Source organism: Halobacteriovorax sp. JY17 (assembly GCF_002753895.1).
Lineage (GTDB): Bacteria > Bdellovibrionota > Bacteriovoracia > Bacteriovoracales > Bacteriovoracaceae > Halobacteriovorax.
In genome coordinates this window covers 641,954-656,098 of the sequence record NZ_NJER01000001.1, presented here as the reverse complement: position 1 = coordinate 656,098, position 14,145 = coordinate 641,954, and the positions used below count along the sequence as shown (strand labels likewise).

General features: G+C 37.5%; 12 protein-coding genes. 10 read left to right on the top strand and 2 right to left on the bottom strand.

The features are described 5' to 3' along the window. The first annotated feature begins 9 nt into the window (after positions 1–9). The 5 genes from CES88_RS02965 to CES88_RS02945 are packed head-to-tail and all read left to right on the top strand — an operon-like array spanning position 10 to position 5,536. On the top strand, positions 10–1,398 hold the full coding sequence (locus CES88_RS02965) for a TldD/PmbA family protein (protein ID WP_290730727.1): 1,389 nt from the start codon (positions 10–12) through the stop codon (positions 1,396–1,398). Further along, positions 1,398–2,735 carry a TldD/PmbA family protein gene (locus CES88_RS02960; protein WP_290730724.1) on the top strand — a complete coding sequence of 446 codons (1,338 nt, stop codon included), beginning with the start codon at positions 1,398–1,400 and terminating at the stop codon, positions 2,733–2,735. Before CES88_RS02965 ends, CES88_RS02960 begins: the two co-directional genes overlap by 1 nt. A gap of 49 nt (positions 2,736–2,784) precedes the next feature. Further along, a complete protein-coding gene (locus CES88_RS02955) occupies positions 2,785–3,780 on the top strand; it encodes a hypothetical protein (RefSeq protein ID WP_290730721.1) in 996 nt (331 codons plus the stop codon). Then, a complete protein-coding gene (locus CES88_RS02950; protein ID WP_290730718.1) occupies positions 3,768–4,514 on the top strand; it encodes a hypothetical protein in 747 nt (248 codons plus the stop codon). Before CES88_RS02955 ends, CES88_RS02950 begins: the two co-directional genes overlap by 13 nt. Beyond that, complete coding sequence (locus CES88_RS02945) at positions 4,511–5,536, top strand: hypothetical protein (RefSeq protein WP_290730715.1); 1,026 nt, start codon at positions 4,511–4,513, stop codon at positions 5,534–5,536. Before CES88_RS02950 ends, CES88_RS02945 begins: the two co-directional genes overlap by 4 nt. Before the next feature lie 43 nt (positions 5,537–5,579). On the opposite strand, the gene CES88_RS02940 is transcribed toward CES88_RS02945, so the two are convergent. After that, entirely contained in the window at positions 5,580–6,917 is a 1,338-nt protein-coding gene (locus CES88_RS02940; RefSeq protein ID WP_290730712.1) for a KamA family radical SAM protein, read from the bottom strand. A 265-nt stretch (positions 6,918–7,182) separates the two neighbouring features. On the opposite strand from CES88_RS02940, the gene CES88_RS02935 reads away from it, so the two are divergent. From CES88_RS02935 to CES88_RS02915, 5 genes are all read left to right on the top strand, one after another. Beyond that, a complete protein-coding gene (locus tag CES88_RS02935; protein ID WP_290730709.1) occupies positions 7,183–7,440 on the top strand; it encodes a hypothetical protein in 258 nt (85 codons plus the stop codon). A 133-nt stretch (positions 7,441–7,573) separates the two neighbouring features. Continuing rightward, entirely contained in the window at positions 7,574–8,515 is a 942-nt protein-coding gene (locus CES88_RS02930; RefSeq protein WP_290730706.1) for a site-specific integrase, read from the top strand. A gap of 118 nt (positions 8,516–8,633) precedes the next feature. Further along, the gene (locus tag CES88_RS02925; RefSeq protein ID WP_290730703.1) at positions 8,634–10,448 is read left to right on the top strand and encodes a hypothetical protein; all 1,815 of its coding nucleotides are present in this window, start codon (positions 8,634–8,636) and stop codon (positions 10,446–10,448) included. Between the two features lie 69 nt (positions 10,449–10,517). Then, entirely contained in the window at positions 10,518–11,234 is a 717-nt protein-coding gene (locus CES88_RS02920) for a 1-acylglycerol-3-phosphate O-acyltransferase (RefSeq protein ID WP_290730701.1), read from the top strand. Between the two features lie 34 nt (positions 11,235–11,268). Continuing rightward, a complete protein-coding gene (locus CES88_RS02915; RefSeq protein ID WP_290730699.1) occupies positions 11,269–13,485 on the top strand; it encodes a penicillin acylase family protein in 2,217 nt (738 codons plus the stop codon). Here CES88_RS02915 and CES88_RS02910 read toward each other — a convergent pair. Beyond that, complete coding sequence (locus CES88_RS02910; protein WP_290730696.1) at positions 13,477–14,016, bottom strand: hypothetical protein; 540 nt, start codon at positions 14,014–14,016, stop codon at positions 13,477–13,479. The two genes, CES88_RS02915 and CES88_RS02910, sit on opposite strands and share 9 nt — an antisense overlap. Positions 14,017–14,145: the final 129 nt, after the last annotated feature.

The window sequence follows — 14,145 nt, the reverse complement described above, 5'->3', positions numbered from 1 at the left end:
GGAGATGAAATGTTAAATCCACAAATTGCTAATGATGTCATTGCTTACGGAATATCTCTCGGTGCTGATTTTGCCGAGGTATTTGTTGAAAAGCATAACTCTACTAATATCAGTGTTCTAAGTTCTAAAGTGCATGAAATAAAATCTGGAATCGATTTCGGAATAGGAATCAGATTAATCTACGGAACAAAGGTTCTCTACGGTTACACAAATAGAACTGACAAAGACGAACTTCTAAGAATTACAAGGGCCCTTGCCGCTCAAGATAAGAGAGATCCCGTAGCAACGAGTGCGGCCCTAAGCTTCATGAAGAATGTTGACCACCATAAAGTCTTACACGGTCTCGCTCAGGACGATATCTCTATGGATCAAAAGATTCAATATCTCCTAAGAATTGATGCCGCCGCAAGGAAAGATTCCGACAAAATATCTCAGGTAACTTGTGGAGTTTTACAAAGACTTCAGGACATTGAGATTTTTAACTCTGAAGGGCTTCATATAACTGATACAAGAAATTATACGCGCCTCATGGCCAACGCTGTCGCCACAGATGGTAATGAGCAGAGCACTGGCTACGAAGCGCCTGGAGCTCTTTCAGGTTGGGAGATGGTAGATACTATTAATCCTACTGAACTTGGAGAAGTTGTTTCTAAACAAGCTCTTATAAAGCTTACGGCAGGAGATTGCCCCGCAGGAAAAATGCCTGTCGTCATCGACAATGGTTTTGGAGGAGTTATCTTTCACGAAGCTTGCGGTCACTTATTAGAGACAACATCTGTACAAAAGAAAGCTTCTGTATTTTGGGATAAAATGCAAGAAGATATCGCCCACTCTGCTGTTAGTGCTGTCGATGATGGAACAATGGAAAACCTTTGGGGTTCTATTAATATTGATGACGAAGGGATGCCGACTCAGAAAACTCAACTTATAAAAGATGGAAAACTCACAAGCTTTCTAGTTGATAAAGTAGGTTCAATGAAAACTGGTTTTGAAAGAACTGGTTCCGGAAGAAGACAGAGTTATAAATATGCACCAGCTTCTAGAATGAGAAATACCTACATTGAGGCAGGAGAGCACTCTCTAGATGATATTCTTGCAACAATTGATAACGGAATCTACTGTAAGAAAATGGGAGGAGGTTCTGTCAAACCAGGTACGGGAGAATTTAACTTCTCTGCACAAGAAAGCTACCTAATTAAAAATGGTAAAATTGATCGTCCACTAAAAGGTGCTACTCTGATAGGGACAGGGCCAGAGGTTCTAAGAAAGATAAGTATGGTTGGAAATAATCTAGAGTTGGCCGCAGGAATGTGTGGTTCAGTGTCGGGAGCGATTCCAACTTCTGTTGGGCAAGCTGCTCTTAAAGTTGATGAAATACTTGTAGGAGGAAAAGCCTAATGGAAATGCAAACTTTAGAAAAAATAATTGATGTTGCCTTAAAAAATGGAGCTGACCAAGCAGATATCGTTGTAGACTCGGGAGAGAGTATTACAGTGAAATCTGAGCAAGGAGAAATATCATCTTATGAAGTTTCTGGAACTCAGGTCTTAGGACTAAGAGTAATTAAAGACAACAAGATTGGTAGTTCTTACTGTGAAGCCACTGATGACGACACGATCGCTACCCTAGTGAAGCAGGCCCTTGAAAACGCAAAATACTCCAAAGAAGAAGAGTTAGAGAAAATTGATGTACAAAGATCTGAACTTATAGATGGTACTAAGAGTTTTAAATATGACACTGAGAGAACTCAACCTGAGAAGCTAATTGAAATGGCACTAATGATTGAAAAAGATCTAATGGCCAAGGATACTTGTTTAAAAACTCCTCCTTATAATGGTGTTGGAGAGTATATTGATCAGAGCCTCTACTTAAATCACCTTGGAACAAAGTGCATTGAAAAGAGCAAGGCCTATGCATGTTACACAGCGGCCCTACTTGAGAAAGATGGTAAGCAAAGCATGCACGTTCACCAATCACTCACTAGAAAGTTTCAAGAGCTCAACCCAAGTGATTGTATCGATGTCTCTTACGAACATGCTCTTGGGCTTATCAATGGAGCTCCTGTTAAAACTGGACACTATGATATCGTCTTCTCTACTGATAAACTCGCTCAATTCTTCAACGTCTTTGCAAGCCTCTTTTCAGCAAAAGCTGCTATTAATGATATGAACCCATGGAAGAATAAGCTTAGCTCTATTGTCGCAAGCCCAAGTCTAACAATGACAGATGCTCCTCTCTTGGAGAAAGGTTTTGCATATTCAATGTTTGACGGAGAAGGAAATATGATGAGTGAGACACCTCTAATAAAAGATGGTGTCCTTACAGGATTCTATCAGAACTCATACACCTCTAAGAAGCTAGGACAAGAAAATACTTTCAATGCGACAAGATCACCAAAATCTTCACTTGGAGTTGGTGGAACAAATAAAGTGATTTCTCCCGTAGAAGCAGATGATAGCAGCTTTAACAAAGGAACGTACTTTGAAATCATTGCCGAGCAAGGAATGTACTCTGGATCTGATGCTATCAGTGGAGATTTCTCATTTGCTGCCAGTGGTTACCTCGTAGAAAATGGAGAGAGAGTAAGACCTATAAAAGGTGTAACAGTTTCCGGTAACTTCTATACCGTAATAAAAGAAATCTCCAATATTGGAAGACTTGTTCACAGTAATACTAGCGCAACCTTCTTCTCACCTAAGATTAGATTTGCTTCTTTAAGTGTTGCTGGCGACTAAGTCTTAATAATTTATTGATTCTCTTATAAAAGACCTCTATCATTATTCTATGTTACATAATGATAGAGGGTTTTCTCTAGTTCAAGTATTGATATCATCTGGTCTACTTGGTGCTGCTGCACTAGTAGGAATTAAAATTATGGCCACCCAAGAAAGAATGGCCAAGAATACTAATCAAAAGTACGAGATAGGCTATATACACGAAGAAATTTGGCGCAATCTTCAAGACCCCTCGAGTTGTGAAGCAACTTTCTCCAATCTAACCCTTACAGAAATTAGTGATGGGGCCATCAAGTATATTTCAAAGAAATACTCTCTTAATAATGAAAACAGAAATACTTCCCTATACAGAACTTATAGTAATAGTCGCCAACTCTATGGAGCTAAGAATTTAAAAATTCAAAGCTATACGGCCGTCTCAAGAGAGGGTTCCCTCGAGCCTATTTTTGATTTCTTCATCACCTTTGACAAGGGAGCTGATAGCCTTGGAAGCAAGACTATTGCAAAAGGAATTCCTATTGTTTTTAGTACGAGCAATAGTAAGATTGTAAATTGCAATGCTCTTCCAATTTCTTCAGAAAATGAGGAAGGTGCGCAAGAAAAAGATACAACAAAGCTAAAAATTATAAAACATCTTGGAATTAACACTCCTCCCCTGGAAGGGGCCACTCTAGCTATAGAGTCTACCATTAGCTTTGATACGCAATCAGAACTTTCAGAGTGCTCCCCTGAGAATCAAGGAATGATTCGCTATGACGATACAAATGAGAATCTACTTCTTTGCACAGGAAGTTCTTCATGGAAGAGCTGGGGAGTAAATAACCTAGATTGGTCACGTCCAACAAGAGTTGTCTCTAAGACTTCTAAAACAGATACTCAGATAATAGGTGAATATAAACTCTGCGTACTAGGAGCGGTAGAGGGCTCTAATCATAATCAATGCCACTTATCCGCCCCAGAGACAGACCTTATTCGCCTAGTCTCCTGGGAGTTAAGACCTTCAATTAACGATCTTGGGAGTTGTACATTCTTATGCTTCAAATAAAGAATAATAGAGGCTTTTCACAAATCAACCTCATGGTAGGAGTCTTCTTCCTTGCTATAGCAGTCTTCATTGTTGTTCACACTATTGAAAAGCAGACAGATTCCCTTCGAAATATTACTGCCGAAGCAGAGGTTGAAACCTACTTAAACTCTGTAAAGAAGTACCTATCTTCCCCTATCAATTGCAATGAAACGCTAAGAGGAGTTTCTCCTAATAATCAACCAATACAGGCCATCAAAACGCTTCAGAAAAATCAACTAATTAAGAAATTTGAAGTAGGATCTGTCTTTGGTGCAAGTGAAACAAAAGTCATTGGATATCAAACAAGTTCATACAATAACTTCAATGAAGATATTGAAGAGCTTGGAATGATGAATCTAGTTATTACCTTGAGAAAGAATTTAAAAAATCAAAGTGCAACCGACTTCAAGAGAAGCATTAAACTCTATATGAAAAAAGAGAAAGAACTGATTAGTGAATGTGCCTTTGGAGGGCTGCCAGCTGGAGAGGAAATAGCAGAAGAAACTCCCAATGGTATTCGACTCAACTCATTCTTTATTGGAGTAAACACGCAGAGGGTTATTGCAAATATTAATATTTTAGACTCTCTCACATTAGAAGGAAGTAAGGCTTCATGTACTTTAGATATTCTTGGGAGTATTCAATTTAATACAACGAAGGGTCAGTTTGAACAATGTAAGAAGTCTCTTCTTTGGGAAAAGGTGCATCGATGAAACCTAAGTACTTTTTAAATAACCAAAGAGGATCTATTTTCTTACAGGCCCTTATTTCAATTGCAATTTTTAGTGCAGTGACCGCTTCTATTGTACGTCTTCTTCAGGCCCAAAATAATTTATCAAATAAGACCACAGAGCAGTTTGAACTCACTTACTTTGTAGATGAAGTGAGAACTATCCTATCTAACCCTAAGGCCTGTCGCGAGTCGTTTAGCGGAAAGAATGCGAGAAGAGATAAGTCTGCAACTCTTATTACCCAAATAGTTGAAGACGAAACTGGAAATGTTTACTCTTTTGATATATTTGAAAAAGGGAGAGTCATAAAAGAAACCGATCACTGGGCGTTTACCTTAAGTGATCTATACCTGCAAAGTGACAATAGAGAAACTTCTATTGAGTCTGGCACTACAATGCTCCACTTAGTAGTGAATTTTACAGATAAGAGAAGTAAGAGAGTAAGTAGATTAGAGCGAGAGATTAAAGTATTTGCGTCCATTGATAACTCGGAAGCAATACTTAGCTGTTATACTGTCCGAGGAATTGGTCTAGGAAAAATGACTTCAGCGAATGATTCTGATTGGACAAGAACCTCTGATGCTAAAGGGCATTTTCTTAGCAAGAAAAAACTTCAGATAAATACTGATTTAAGTACCTCTTCACTTAACCTGAAAGGTCCTCTAAAGATTGGTGAGTCAGAGGCCGCTTGCCTAAGTGAAATAGCAGGCTCTATTAAATATAATCCACAAATTGACTCATTTGAAGTCTGTAGTGGGTCGTCTCTCAGTTGGAGAGACTTAAACCTCCCAGCTCCTCTGAAAAATCAGAAGTATTCTTTAAGGGCAACTTTTCCTATAAAAAAAGGAACTACTCCAAAGCCTTTTAAGTACTGTGCAATCACTTATAAGAATTATGATACTGGCGAATGCCATTTAGTAAGGCTTGATAATGGAAGATGGGAATTAAATCATAGTAGTGAAAAGTCGAATTTTGGAACTTGTGAAGCCACTTGCTTTAATTAAATAGAAAAAGAGAGGACTCGCCTCTCTTTTTCTTTATTACTTTTTATTTTTTTACTTTTGCTATCGCCGCATCAATCATCTCTTGCCTCTTCGCAGGCTCGGCCCATCTTGCTTGAGCTTCTGGAGAGAGTTTGTGAATTGGATCAAAGTAAGTGAACGTTTGACCAGGTTTCACATGAGGCGCTTTCCAAACTGAAATACCATTTTCTTCATCATAGTATTCGTAAGAGGCAACGTGTCTCTTACCACCACCACCAGGAAGATCGCAAACGAATGTTGGAGTATTAAATCCAGCAGTTGTTCCTCTCACTGATTTCTCTAGCTCTACTGCTTCTCTAAGAGTTGTTCTAAAGTGCTCGCACCCTGGAACCATATCGTGCATGTAGACATAGTATGGTTGAATATTTAGGTAACCAACTTGTCTTGTAAGAAGAACCATTTCATCTACGTGATTATTTACTCCTTCTTGAAGAACCGCTTGATTTCTCACCACGATTCCTGCTTGGAATAATCTGTCCATCGCCATTTGGGACCACTTTGTAATCTCTCTTGCGCAAGAAAAATGCGTGTGAATAACTACTTGCTTTCCAAACGATCTTCCAAGAGCGTGAATCTCTTGAACAGCTTCAAACCACTCATCATCAGTCAGAACTTTCTGCGGGAAAATAGCAATCCCTTTAGTCGCAAGACGAATTCTTCTAATATGAGGGATTCTTAAAAGGTTTTCACCAATATATCTAATCTGTTTTGGAGTTAACATGAAAGCGTCTCCACCAGAAATCACAACATCTTCAATTCTTGGGTGATTACTTAAGTATTCAAAGACATCGTCCCACTTCTTTTGATTTGCACCATAAGTTTCTTTTTCAATTGATTCAGTTGATCCACCAATAATTCTTGAACGCGTACAATAAGAGCAATACACAGGACAAATTGTCGTTGGCAAAAAGAGAACCTTATCTGGGTATCTATGAGTAAGCATCGGAACTGGAGAATCATCATCTTCACTTAGTGAGTCAGATTTATAGTAAGGATGATCTTCTAAGAATTGACTTCCCATTGGGAGAAATTGTTTTCTAAGAGGACAATTAAGAGGATCTTTCCAATCAATTAACGCAAAAATATATGGAGTAATCCTAATATTCATCGGTGTGATATGTTGACCTTCTCTGATGTCGTCCATATGTTCTTTAGAGATTTTTGATCCTAGAAATCTCTCTACTTGATCTACCTTTCGAACAGAGTTCTTAAGTTGCCACTTATGGTCAGCAAACTCTCCTCTAGTGACGTTGGCCCATTCAGGAATCTCTTTCCAAAAGTCGTCATTTCTAAAGTTTCTGTGCTCTAGTTCTCTAATTTTTGAATGATCAATATTAGACATACAGTATTCCTCTCTTTAATTTCTTTCTTATAAATGTCTGATTATCCTAATGATATCACGAGTGTAAACACCTAATAAAGAGAGGGAATCTTTCTTACATCTTCCTTTGAGGCCTAAAAAGTGGCCCAATATGTTTTAAATTGAATTGAATAAAATACTTACATTTGCCATGTAAGTATTGTTTGAGTAACCATACATTTTTTACTCTATTTCTCCCTCTAAACTTATTAAACCAAATGACGATAAGTCACAGAATGGGAGACCAATGTCCGACGAAAATAGTGCAAAAAATATTCAATATCTAGAAATTGATGAACAGAGGTCACTCTCTGGCCATGATGATTATAAGGGTGAATCTTCCGACCTCTATGGTGGTTATTTATCAAAGAATATTTCTATTTTTGGAAAGCTCTTTATTGGATTTATGTGTCTGACTTTCATTTCATCAATTCTCTTTCTAGTGTTCAGCTACACGCCATTTGGGACAGAATTTCTAAGCAATTTAAAAATCAATTTCTTCTAGGGTTACACCTATCCCAAAGGCTTAGAATCCATTTTTCCTATTATCAGCTATTTACAATTAAAATAATTCATATAACATAGTTTATACGAAGTTTTTTAATTGAATTTTATTACAACACATAGCGAATATGAAAATGAATAAGAAAAACCAAGGATGGTTGAATCAGTACTTAGAGAATTGCTCTAAGCAAAATAAATCCATCCATACCATTAAAAATTATAAGAGTGATTTAGATAAGTACCTACTCTGGTATGAGTTCACTTTTAACTCTCCCATCAGCGCAAAGAAGAAGGATATTATTGGCCTCTATAAATCATTTCTTCTAAATGGAGGTCTTCTTTATAAGAAAGAAAGTTTTCTAAGAAGACTTCTCCGCTTTAGGCCTAAGAAAGTTATACTCTTTGAACAAAGTCCTCTTTCAAATAATTCTACGAAGAGACACCTAAGTTCTATAAAGAATTTCTATGAATTTTTGAAACAGACACATGAAGATCACTCCAACCTCTTTCTTATAAATCCTGTAAAAGAAAAGATTCATGGAATAAAAGTTAAAGATACTGATATTACCCATACTCCTATACTCCCCTACGAGCAGTGGCGAATCTTGATTGAATCAACTTATAGAACAAGAGAGAGGCTTATTCTTCAACTTCTCTATTGGGGGGGGCTTAGACTTAGCGAGCTTACTCAACTTAAATTTTCAAATTTTGACTCTCAAAGAAAGACGATGAAGGTTATACGAAAGGGTGGTTATATTCACGAATTTCATCCTCAGCGCTTTGATGAAATAATGAAAGATATAACTTTCTTAATGAGGGATGCAAAATCAGATTTTATTTTTACTAACTACTTAGGTAATTGCCTTAGTACTAGAAGTATGTACAATTTAATAAAGAAGCTTTTAAAAGTTAATTGTTGCGATGAAGATCTTGGGCCCCATAGTTTTAGAAAAGCCTGCGCAACCAATCTTTATAAGAAAACGAAGGATCTCCTCCTAGTGAGAGATTACTTGAATCACCATGATGCTAAAGTCACTCAGACCTATATAGATATTGAGCCCACTAAGGTGCAATGAAGTTGTGGCGGTCTAATTTGCCAATAGCTATGTGATTTCAATAGAATACTACATAATAAATAAGTTATTAAGAACTTAGAGAAATATTCGATATAATTTAGGTAATAAGGATTTATCTATGAAATTAGCACTTCACACTCTATTTGCAATTCTCTGCCTCGTTATGGCCGATATTTCCTTTGCCGATGAATTTGCCGCTCAAAGAGAGGCCTGTAATAAAGATAGCTCTAGAAAGTGGGATCTTAAACTAAACCGTTGTATGACTTCTAAAGATACGAAGAGAGACCTCGAAGCTTATAGAAATTGTACTTTATTTGAAAAAAAGGCAGATAGAGATAAGTGTATGCGCGATCTTGTTATTGAGGTGAGTGGAGACGCAAAACTAGAAGATACAAATTGGGATGCTCTTTTAATGGATAGTATCTCATTTGGTATTACAGTTTCAAATCTTGGGTTTCGTGGAAAGAAGTCTTCACCTTGTTTATCAGCAAAAGTTGGTGCAGCCTGTAGTGGTATCGCCATGTTGAAGACTCTCTATATTATGCAAAAAGCGAAGAAAGAAACAAAGGAAAACCTAGCTTCTTTTCAAGAGAAAGTTAAAGATGAAGAAAATTACGATACTCAAGTTATCGCCTATCAATCACAAATTGATCAACTAAAGTCCCTTGCTAAATACTATGACATGAAACAAAAGCTCAATAAACTAGTTGCGGCTTGCTACCTTGGGACTGCTGCTGCTGCACTTAAGGACAATGCTACTTTTAACCAGAGCTGTGAGGCCGTGGAGGAGACGGATGCTGCAGGTGAGGAAATAAAGAAAGTCCAAATAGATAACAAGGTTGCCACAAACCCGGCCCTAGGTCCACAAGTTGCAGCTGCGGAAAAAGCCACTAAAATGTATCTACGATCTCCTGCCGGTATTGCTCTTCTCGCACTCGCAAATACAGGATGGAATCTTATCAAAGCAAAGAAGCTCCAAGAACAAGGTGAGAAAGCTGATTTACTTGCTAAAAGAGCAAAGATCGCAAAAGATCAATTCATTACTGCAATGGGCAAGTACTGTCCAGGCGGTCATGACGATAAGAATAATCTCATGTGCTATTGTTACGAAAAGGGTGAAAAGAAAACTGACCGAACAAACTCACAATCCTGCCAAGCTCTATGGGCCAAGAATGAGAGAAACCTCTTTGCGGAAAGTTCTGACAAGACAAGAGCTTCCGATGATGCCGGGACAAAAATGGGTTGCCTAACTCAGGCAGGAGCCTTTGATCCTTCTTGTCAGTGCCGAAAATTTAAAGATGCTCAAGGAAATAATGCTTGTAGAAAAACAAGTTTCTCTACTATTCAATTAGGAGGTCTTGGTCAGGCGATGGATGTTAAACAACTTGAAGCTGACCTCAATAATGTAACCTCAGGTATAACTGCTGCTCAAGGCTTTGATCTAACTCCTGCTCAAAGTAGTGCTCTCAGTGGAAATATTAGGGATCAAATACTTAAGCAAGTTCAAGTCCAAGATAAAAGTGGCCTAAGACCTGCGAGCTCAAAAGACCTAGCAACAATTGAAAAAGCACTTCTTTCAGGAATAACGAGAGAGCTAGCAGCATCTCCTCTAGCTGCAGATCCATTTGATAAAGACCTACAAGAAATTCAAAAAGAAGTTGAAGCAACAATCAACAGTAAGAAGGTTGCTGAGGAAACTAGTAAATTAAAAATGACTGGTGGTAAAGGTGCTGGAATTAATAATAAGAAGAAACAAAACTTCGCACTTAACTTAGGGAACTCTTCAAGCAATGTTGAATCTTACCCAGAATATATGAATAAGACATATAAAACTGAAAACGCTGATGTTGTAACAAATAAAGATGTTTCAATATTTAAAGTTCTATCCAATAGATACTATAAATCAGGGTTTAAGCGTCTCTTTGACCAGTAAAATCCTCTAAATCAGACTAGACTTCATGAAAGCTCTCAAGTAACCTATTTTCTTAATTATTGAGAGCTTATGATTTTAAAAACTGTACGATTCATTCTTGCACTTATCCTCCTTGCCCTTGTTGGTATTGTTGGAACAATAGTAAGTGCCCTCAGACCCTTCAATCCAAATAATGTATACATCATGGCCCGCATGGTAAGGCTTGGAACAACGATTCTTGGAATTGAAGTTGTTAAAAGAAATGTTGATAAGCTTCAGGATAATAGACCTGGTTTATTTATCTCAAACCATCAGCACAATATTGATGTCTTTATTGCCTGTCATATCCTTCCAGATAGAACAGTTTCACTTGGGAAGAAAAGCCTGCGCTGGATTCCACTCTTTGGTCAATTCTACTGGCTAAGTGGTAATGTACTTATTGACAGAAAAAATAAGCGCAGCGCTCACGGAACGATGGATCAAGTCGGTGCTGCAATTCGAGAAAAGAATACTTCTATCTGGATGATGCCCGAAGGGACTAGGAGTCACGGCCGCGGTGTTCTTCCTTTTAAAAAAGGGGCTTTCTTTACCGCTATAAATGCGCAAGTTCCTATTTCCCCTATCTGCATAAGCTCCTATGATGTAGGCCTTGATTTTTCTAAATGGAAATCAGGAAAAGTTATTGTTGAAGTCCTTGATGCTATCCCCACTGAAGGTCTAACAAAAAAAGATGTCGGAACTCTATGCGAAAACACCTATCAGCTCATGAAGAAGAAAGTCCAAGAACTTGACAACGAGTTAAGCTAAGATAAGCTAGATACTCTACCCTAGGAGTATTTTCTTGAAAAAGATCACTAAGAAATCCCAAGTATTATCCTTTAATAAAGACGAAAATTTTTCTTTAAAAAGAAGAGAAAGCGGTATTACAGAAGTTTTCTCCAAGAGCAAGAATGCCATGGCCTACGCTCAAGCACTTTGCCACTGTGAAGACCGCTTTATGCAAATTTTCCTCCTAAGAATAATTGGCAAGGGAAGAATCTGTGAACTCCTTAAAGACAACGAGGAGAGCTTAAAGATAGATATCTTTATGAGGCAGATGGATTTCTATAACTCAACTCTAGAAGACTTAGAAAAACTTCCTATTGATGTAAAAAACTATTTTCAGTCTTATGCCGATGGAGTTAATCACTTTCTAAAAAAAAGAGGAAAGACTTGGGAGTTCAAGCTCCTAGGAGTTCACTTAGAACCATGGACAATTCAAGACTCTCTCATGGTCATAAAAATCATGTCCTATATTGGCCTTGCCCAGACCCAACAGGACGCTGAAAAGTTTATTATTCAAAGTATTAGAGAAGAAATCAATATAGAGAAGTTAAAATCACTTTTCTCTCCTCATCTTGATGGTATCGAAGACGATACTTTAAAAAATCTAAAAATTTTAGAATACTTTGAAGGCCTAATTCCCGATGAAGTGAAGTTTAATTCGCTCCTACCAAAGATGATGGCCTCTAATAATTGGATCGTTTCTCCAAAGAAGTCTAAAACAGGAAGTGTTATTCAATGTAATGACCCTCACCTAGAGATAAATCGTCTACCAGGAATCTGGTACGAGCAAGTGCTTCATATGGGAGATAGGAATTTTCAAGGTGTCTCCATGCCAGGCTTACCTGGAATAATAATGGGAAGAAGTGATAAAGTGAGCTTTGGTTTCACTTATGGCTTTATGGATATGGTTGATTACTTTATTGAAGATGTGAGTAATGAGAACTATCTGCGAGACGGTAAGTATGAAAGTTTTCTAATGCGTGAAGAAGTGATTCTTAGAAAGAAGAATCCTGAATTTCAATTTAATATCTATGAAAATGAATGTGGAACTCTTGAAACAAATCCAATGGACGGTGCTCCTTTAAAAAATGGTCTCTACCTAAATAGGGCCTGGACAGCTAAGAAGAGCGGCGCTATTGGTTCCGCCCTCGCTCTCTACGAAATGCTTGAATCCGATGATATTTACTCGATGAAGAAAGCTCTCTCTAAGATTTCTATTTCATGTAATTGGCTTCTTGGTGATAGCGAAGGGAATATTGCTTATCAACAGTCAGGACTCTCTCCAAAGAGAGCTTCTAGTGGCCTCTACCCACTTCGTGCCAGTGATAAATTAAATCACTGGGACGGTATGATTGAAGCTGAAAACCTCAGTGGTCTGGTTAATCCAGCAGAAGGATTTCTTGCCACTGCAAATAATGATTTAAAAAATTATTTAAATCCTGAGACTCCTTTAACTATTAATCTTCCAATGGGACCTTATAGAGTTGATCGTATCAATCAACTCTTGCAGGAAAGAGAAAAGTTCTCAGTACAAGACTTTAAAGAAATGCAAAGTGATCTTTATAGTCTTCAGGCCCATCACTATATGAATGAGCTATCAGCTCTTCTTGCCAATGATGAAGTGAGCGAAACGCTAAAGTCTTGGGACTACTGTTATGACAAGAATTCAAAAGGAGCCACCATCTTTGAAGAATTCTATCACAATCTACTTGAAGAAGTTTTTACTGATGACTTCTTTCCAACTTCTCCGTGGAAGTATATTGAAAAGAAATCGTCTATACTTGTTGATTTCTATTACTTCTTCGACAAGGTAATTATCGAAAATAACCCTCTTTGGTTCGCTAAGAAATCCAAAATGGATTGTTTTAAAAATGCTCTAGCTAGAACTCAGAAACTATTTCTAGAGACACGAATTCAAACTTGGGGAGAAAAGAGAAAAGTTAAAATGACAAATATTCTCTTTGATGGGAAGTTGCCAAACTTTCTTGGATTTGATTACGGGCCAATTTCAATTGAAGGCTCAAGAGCAACAATTGTTCAGGGCGCTCTCTACGAATCCCACGGAAGGATTTCAACTTTTTGTCCATCAATGAGGTTTATAACTGATCTCGCAGAAAGAAAGAGCTACACAGTACTCGCGGGCGGTGTCAGTGATAGACGTTTCTCAAAATTCTACACAAGTGAAATTCAAGATTGGCTAAATTTTAAATATAAAGAAGAATCTCTAGATTGAGCAGTAAGTAATTCCGCCAGGACAAATTGCCTTTAATTTAAAAATTGCTGAATGTTTTCTCTCTAAAAACTCTGCAACTTCATAGTCCGACTTACTTAAACCGCCAAGAGAGATGACTTCGTGTTCGCCATCTCTTTCTATATAGCATCCTGTAGGGTGTGTATGAATGATTTCATAGTAATCAAGATCAAAAGACTTTTGCCTGATTTTAAAATCAAGGCGACCGATTTCTCTTTCAATTTCTTGAAGGTTTTTAAAAGAGCTAAATTCACCCTTTAAAACTTTAGAATCAATCACAAGGCCTTGCTTCGTTTTCGCTCTAATAACGACACTTTCACGAAACGAAAATAGAGTCTTACTTTTCTTGAATAAATTGACTTCAAATAAATCAGACGCCTTAAGAATTTGCTGGCTCCAAAAATTTCTCTGAATTAAGTAAGGCCCATCAAGGCTTATAAGAGAGCTTTGAATACTAATTTTCTTTAGTTCGAAGTAATTGAGAATAGATTTACCATTTCCTAGAAGATTCATAATGACCTATCGTATTTTTAAATATTACTCTGATGAAATTTTCAGTCTTCTTGATTAGAGGAAAATACTATCCATGAGTAATCTGCGAAACTTATGACAAAAGAGTAATTACCTATAATTTAAAAGCTA

Coding starts and splice junctions, on each gene's coding strand:
- CES88_RS02925 (WP_290730703.1), top strand. CDS start 8,634: ATGAAATTAGCACTTCACACTCTATTTGCAATTCTCTGCCTCGTTATG.
- CES88_RS02920 (WP_290730701.1), top strand. CDS start 10,518: ATGATTTTAAAAACTGTACGATTCATTCTTGCACTTATCCTCCTTGCC.
- CES88_RS02965 (WP_290730727.1), top strand. CDS start 10: ATGTTAAATCCACAAATTGCTAATGATGTCATTGCTTACGGAATATCT.
- CES88_RS02935 (WP_290730709.1), top strand. CDS start 7,183: ATGTCCGACGAAAATAGTGCAAAAAATATTCAATATCTAGAAATTGAT.
- CES88_RS02930 (WP_290730706.1), top strand. CDS start 7,574: ATGAATAAGAAAAACCAAGGATGGTTGAATCAGTACTTAGAGAATTGC.
- CES88_RS02910 (WP_290730696.1), bottom strand. CDS start 14,016: ATGAATCTTCTAGGAAATGGTAAATCTATTCTCAATTACTTCGAACTA.
- CES88_RS02955 (WP_290730721.1), top strand. CDS start 2,785: ATGTTACATAATGATAGAGGGTTTTCTCTAGTTCAAGTATTGATATCA.
- CES88_RS02960 (WP_290730724.1), top strand. CDS start 1,398: ATGGAAATGCAAACTTTAGAAAAAATAATTGATGTTGCCTTAAAAAAT.
- CES88_RS02945 (WP_290730715.1), top strand. CDS start 4,511: ATGAAACCTAAGTACTTTTTAAATAACCAAAGAGGATCTATTTTCTTA.
- CES88_RS02950 (WP_290730718.1), top strand. CDS start 3,768: ATGCTTCAAATAAAGAATAATAGAGGCTTTTCACAAATCAACCTCATG.
- CES88_RS02940 (WP_290730712.1), bottom strand. CDS start 6,917: ATGTCTAATATTGATCATTCAAAAATTAGAGAACTAGAGCACAGAAAC.